Genomic DNA, 6,038 nt, shown 5'->3' on the forward strand with positions numbered 1-6,038 from the left:
CTTGATCTGGACGACTTTGTGAATCGAATGAACCTTCAACCTCGGTACTGGCTGGCTGTGGGCGCCTTAGTGGGTGGACTGGGATTGATCTCTGGTTGTGCGGGCGATCCGCCAGACCCGCGTATCGAATTCACCGAGCGGGTCAATAAAGAGCTGACCACCGCCTATCAACCGTCCCACAACGAAACGGCCGGCTGGGGCGCCATCTGGCAACTCGATCAGCAATCGGTGGATGTTGCGTGGTTGGCGCCGGCTACTCATGAGCGCTTGCCGTTGATTATTTACTTGCCGGGACTGGGTGAGCCGGCCTCGGGCGGAGTGGAGTGGCGCAAGGCTTGGGCGCAAGCCGGTTATGCGGTGCTGTCTGTTCAGGGCCATGCCTATGACCAGTCGATACTTGCGTCGCCGCAGGCGTTGTATGGTGACTTCCGCGGGATGGCGAGCAGTCATTACACCGCTGCCGCCCTACGCGACAGGCTGTCCACTTTGCAGAAAGTCCTGACCGAGGTTCGGGCACGAGCCGCGAAAGGAGACGCGCAACTGGCGGCCATCGACTGGAATCAGGTTGTGGTGGCCGGCTTTGATATTGGGGCGCAGACCGCTGAGGCACTGGCCGGGGCGCTGGAACCTGGCACTACGTCGGGCGTCGCGATTCAGCCCAAAGCGGTATTGCTGCTCAGCCCTTATGTGGAAGCCGGTGCCCGGCGAGAAGTGTTCGCCCAGATATCGGCGCCCGTGCTGTCGATGACCGGTCAAGAGGATGAAGATCCGTTCAACTGGGTCAGTTCTTATCGCCAGCGACAAGTGTTGGGCGAGTCGGTGACGGCGGCGGGCAGCGTTCAGCTGGAGCTGAACAAAGCGACGCACAAGACCTTGTCCGGTACCGAGTTGTTCAACCGGCCGGTGAAAAAGGCCGACAAGGGCAGCGATCCGTCCGGCGATGCAGCCAAAGGGAGAGGGCACAAGCGCGGCGCCAAATCCGGCGGCGGTTTCCATAGCCCGGTGGCAGGCGAGCCGGCCCCGGATCCCAAGCAAGTTGCGGCGATTCAGGCAATTGGTGTGGCGTTTCTGGATAGCCACATCAAACACAATCCCGCGGCCACCGAATGGTTGCACAAAGGCGCGCCAGTTTGGCTGGATGGGGCGGGGCGGTTGAAATAGTGTCGGGCGGGGTAAACTGCTGTCGTCGGTAACCCATCAACGGGCGTCCTGGACGCTCAGTTGGTCAATCAGTGCGAACGCTCGTGATCCTCCGACATCAAGAGCGCGGTAGCCTTTTTGGATGGATTTCTCTCGCGCAAGTCGAGCGATACGAGCTTCCAGTTCCTGGATTTTCTGTTGTTCCGGGATCAACGCTTTGCTCTGCGGGGTAACGCCTTGGCGCTCTTGCTGAACTTGCTCGATCCACCGGCGCAGGGCTGAATCACCGACGCCGAGCGAGCGGCTGGCTTCGATGAAACTGTATCGCCCTGGCGCTTCAAAGGCTCTTAGCACCAACCAGATGATTCAGTAAAGTGCTTAGCCGCCAAGGCTATACAAGACCGACAAACGAAAGAATAACGAGGGCGATCACAACTGCCCCGACGATGTAGATAATATTGTTCATGAAAACCACCTCTCTATCTGAACAGGATTTCGACACCAAGGTGTCTAATACAGACGACACCTTCACTCGCAATTCCGTTCCGAAAACCATGAAAATTGCTGTTTTTGGTGAGGCGTCAGGGAACTAATCACATAGAGATTGCCCATGTCTAAGCTTGCCCTGCGGTGATGATCAAGCGCCGAACACCCCGATCGTTGATGGACAAGATTCGCGAGGTGGCAGGGGAGACGGCGATGAGAATTACAGAGTCGACCTGACGCCATTTGGAACCCGCCATTCGTCAGCGCGACCAGCTTTGGCAGGGTAAAGCCCTCAAAACCGAGTACATCCAAGTCGAGTCGTTCGATAGCTCGTCGCGCTCCAGTAACGGTTACCATTGCTTTTATGTCGAGTCCATCCGGCAGCTTCCAACTGCTTCGCGATCATTCGATTCATGATTCCATGACCGAGCAGAAGAACTGCCCCTTCGCCGGTAAGGGACTGAAGTCGTTGAGCTGCAGTGTTAGCTCGTATTTTGGCCTGGCGGGCAGACTCGACCTTCCCTGAGAAACCGCACAACCACAAAATTCGAAAAATAAATACCCACGTAAACGGTGGAAGGCGCGGTAGTGTCCATCGCCCATAGGGCAGTTGCGCCTCGCAGAAAACCTCATCTACAAGGGTGGGCTGAAGGCCCAGCGCCCGAACCGATGTCAGCGCCCGGGGCGCACTGCTCGACACGATCACTTTGGCGGTAACGGCAAGCTCCACACTAGCCTTCGGGACGGGCTGATTGATGATTTCGGATAGGTCGTATTGCTCTATCCAGCGTTTCATATCGAGCGCTGAAACCTTGTCGACCACATCCAGATTCGGCTGGCCATGGCGCATCAAGATGATTTCCCTGTCCACTGTAATTATGTCCTTGTTTGCTCTCTCGCGAGTACATAGGATGCACTCCTTCGGGCGTTTGATGCGCAATGATTGTGCCTGGATAACACAGCACAAGCGTGAACTGCCAGCGAAGTAGCTCCGATTGAGCAGCCTTTCAAGAAAGCTCGAGTAGTCGCGATGTCGCCGTTTATTAGATCCTTCATATACGAGCAACGCAGACTGAAAAAACATTGAGGCGGATTTGTAGTTCTCAAATGCTTGGCAGCTACCATCTAGTGACTCTTAAGCGGCTGTAACCCTGGATTTTGAGACCCGTTAGCCAGAAACCAGGTTAGAGTTTGCATCAATGTGTGTTCATAAGGGCCCTCCACTCGATTCGCGTAGCTCCTGCGTGGACGTCCCGAGCATTTGATTCCGTACAAATGATCCAAGCCCTGAGACAGAAAGGCAGCAGAACTCGAAGACGAGGGGATGGCATCACCGGATTGGCAAGAATCATGACGAAATGCACCCGGCTGCTACTCCACTATGATCGTTCGCGACTCTGATCCCAGGGCGCCAGGATCAAGTCACGTGCCGTATAGAAACCCTGCACCAGCCGGTTCTTGGCCCGATACTCGCAAAGGATCAGCAATGTATCGGGTAGCTGGGAGGTCGTGGAGGGATGTTTGACCACCATCGTTTTACCTCCCAAGCGTAAGCGAACAAACGCCCCAGGTTCGAATGTGCCCATCTTCAGTGACCTCACAAAGCTGCGTTTGTGTGTTCTACCCAGCCCCCGCCCAATGCCTTGTACAGGCTGACCTCGGCGGTCAGCTGCGCCAACCGGTCGATGATCAGGGCCTGTTGGGCGCTGAAGAGGGAGCGCTGCGCATCGAGAAACGTCAGGCTGTCGTCGACGCCAATGCGATAGCGCCGTTCGGCCAAACGGTAGTAATCCTGACTGGCCTGCACCAGATCGTGCTGCGCCAGCAATTGATCCTTGTAGGTCTTGCGCGCCGCGAGGCCGTCGGAGACTTCCTGGAACGCGGTCTGAATCGACTTCTCATACTGCGAGACGCGGATGTCTTTCTGGATCTTCGAGTAATCCAGGCTCGCCCGCAGGCTGCCGGCGTTGAAGATCGGCAGATTGATTTGCGGCTGGAACAACCAGCTCCCCGAACCACCCTTGAACAACCCGGACAATTCACTGCTTGAACTGCCGGCGTTGGCGGTCAGGCTGATGCTCGGGAAGAACGCCGCACGGGCCGCGCCAATGTTGGCGTTGGCCGATTGCAACAGGTATTCGGCTCCGAGAATGTCCGGGCGTCGTTGCAGCAAATCTGAAGGCAGGCCCGCCGGGACTTCGGCGAGCAGCTCGGACGCCAATGGGCGGCCGGGCAGGTTGTCCGCCACCGAGGCGCCCACCAGCAAGGTCAGGCCATTGAGGTCCTGGGCGACCTGGCGCTGGAATTTCGCCAGGCTGGCCTTGGCGCTTTGCACCGAGGTGCGCGACTGGCTCAGTTTCAGGGCCGAGGCAATGCCAATCTCATTGCTGCGCTCGGTCAGGCGCAGGCTGTGCTCATAGGATTTGAGTGTGTCCTGGGTCAACACCAGCAGCTCCTGATCAGCGCGCCAGGTCAGGTAGGCGTTGGCCACGCCGGCCACCAGACTCAACTGCACACTGCGGCGAGCTTCTTCGCTCGACAGGTAGGTGAGCGAGGCTTGTTCACTGAGGCTGCGCAGGCGTCCGAAAAAGTCCAGTTCGTAGGCGCTGATGCCCAGGGTCGCCGAGTACGAACCGCCGATCGCGGACTCGCCGGCAGGCGACAGACTGGCCGGCACACGCTGGCGCGAACCACTGCCACTGCCACCGACCTCCGGGTACAGATCGGCGCGCTGAATCCGGTATTGCGCCTGATAAGCCTCGACGTTCAAGCCCGCTACACGCAAGTCGCGATTGTTGAGCAGCGAACGTTCGATCAGCTGTTGCAGCACCGGATCATGGAACTGATCACGCCAGCCCTGATCGGCAGCGAGTGGTCCCAAGCCGGCGGGTGCATAGGCGGAAGTCTGCGGGTATTGCGTGGCTGTCGGGGCTTCGGGGCGTTGGTATTGCGGGATCAGCGAGCAGCCGCCAAAGGCGAATGCTACGGCCACCAAAGGGCTCAGGGATCTATACATCGGCCTGCCTCATTGTCTGGAAGTTACTGCGAGTTATCCGCTAGACACCACAGCTCATGCGCCCGAGGCACAGGGAGGGCAAGTCCTCATGAACCGATCATCCACTTGGCGAGCCCGTGCCGTCCGCTGACACCGAGCTTGGCGGCGGCGCGTTTGAGATAGGTTTCGATGGAGCTGTTTTTGACGCAGAGTTTTTCCGCCATCTCCGGTACGGTGCCCCCAGCCAGGAGCCCCAGGCAGACTTCTTTTTCCCGCACTGAAAGACTCACGTCACAAGGGCTCAGCCGTTCATTGAATTCGCGCTGTAATTGCGTCTGGTCAACGGAAATCAGCGCGCTGGCACTGCCAGAGGCCTTGATGCTGGACTGGCGATTGAGATGTGCATGCCGTTCCGCCAGTGGCAGCAGAGTCTCTGAGAAGTATTTCAAAAAGGACAGTTCTTGAAGGGAGAAGTCACGGTTAATGTTTGGGCGGTGCAACGAGATCACGCAACGACGATTGGCTTTGCGTGAAATCAGGCTGCATTGATGGGACGTGCCGAGCCAGCTGTTGCCTCTTTCGTCTTTCATCCTGGCGTTCAGGTGGATCAGCAGCGGGGCTTCTATTTCCAGCACTCTCTGGACCAGCGGATGGTCGTTGAGCCGTTTGGCGCTGGTGGGGCAGACGGATTGCATTTGCGCGCTTTCTGGCAGGCCGGCGCACCCCAACAGTTGGATATCGACGACACTGGATTGGGAGTCATCAACGGTCCATTCACTGAAGACGATCCGACTGACAGGCAGCGAGTATTCGATCAGTTGATGCATGTTGGTCAGGAATTTCTCGTTTCCGACACTTGAGATCAGCTTTCCCAGCTCTGAGTAGAGGTGTGTCTTGTCCACCCCTCTAACGCTCGCACGTTGATTCATTATGCTTATCCTGCATATTAGAAATGGCTTGTAGTTCAGCGGGCTTCGACCGGTGAAATCCGTTCGATTCCCCTGACTGCAAAAGCGACTTCTGGACTTGATACCTGGGAGTCAGGTATCACCTGTGAATCCATTCACAAAAAACGATTCAGCCTGTGGTGAGTATTAAGCGTTTCAGTGTAGGAAAAGTCTGTAGTGGAAAACAGGGACATCCTACGCCACAGAGTTGGCGCTGTTTAGTTGACGATGACCTCGAAAAAACATGGTTTGTAGGGAGGGGTGGCCTGTTTATGGACATGGGCCGCTCAGGGAGTCGAGCCACATCCACGAAAATTATTGAGTTAAAAGAATCACTTGATACCAATATGGGGTGGATTGTGAGTGTGGCCGCTGTTTTCCATATGTCACTTTTTCACAGATGTTTTTTTGCGAAATTCGCGGAATAAAAATTCCATGAATGTAGGAAGGTTCTCGCTTTGCGAGCGATT

4 protein-coding genes and 1 pseudogene are annotated in these 6,038 nt (G+C 56.6%); 1 reads left to right on the forward strand and 4 read right to left on the reverse strand.

All coding sequences use genetic code 11. From position 1 onward, the window contains the following. Nucleotides 1-27 precede the first annotated feature (27 nt). On the forward strand, nt 28-1,161 hold the full coding sequence (locus JFV26_RS32980) for an alpha/beta hydrolase family protein (RefSeq protein ID WP_201197671.1): 1,134 nt from the start codon (nt 28-30) through the stop codon (nt 1,159-1,161). Nucleotides 1,162-1,209: 48 nt separating this feature from the next. Here the strand turns inward: JFV26_RS32980 and JFV26_RS32985 are convergent. From JFV26_RS32985 to JFV26_RS33000, 4 genes and pseudogenes are all read right to left on the reverse strand, one after another. Further along, nucleotides 1,210-1,464, reverse strand: a pseudogene (locus tag JFV26_RS32985) (transposase); the annotation flags it as partial. A gap of 454 nt (nt 1,465-1,918) precedes the next feature. Next, complete coding sequence (locus JFV26_RS32990) at nt 1,919-2,497, reverse strand: histidine phosphatase family protein (RefSeq protein ID WP_201197672.1); 579 nt, start codon at nt 2,495-2,497, stop codon at nt 1,919-1,921. Nucleotides 2,498-3,223: 726 nt separating this feature from the next. Then, entirely contained in the window at nt 3,224-4,642 is a 1,419-nt protein-coding gene (locus tag JFV26_RS32995) for an efflux transporter outer membrane subunit (RefSeq protein ID WP_201197673.1), read from the reverse strand. Between the two features lie 86 nt (nt 4,643-4,728). Next, entirely contained in the window at nt 4,729-5,550 is an 822-nt protein-coding gene (locus tag JFV26_RS33000) for a helix-turn-helix transcriptional regulator (protein ID WP_201197674.1), read from the reverse strand. Nucleotides 5,551-6,038: the final 488 nt, after the last annotated feature.

This window comes from Pseudomonas sp. TH31, assembly GCF_016650815.1.
Lineage (GTDB): Bacteria > Pseudomonadota > Gammaproteobacteria > Pseudomonadales > Pseudomonadaceae > Aquipseudomonas.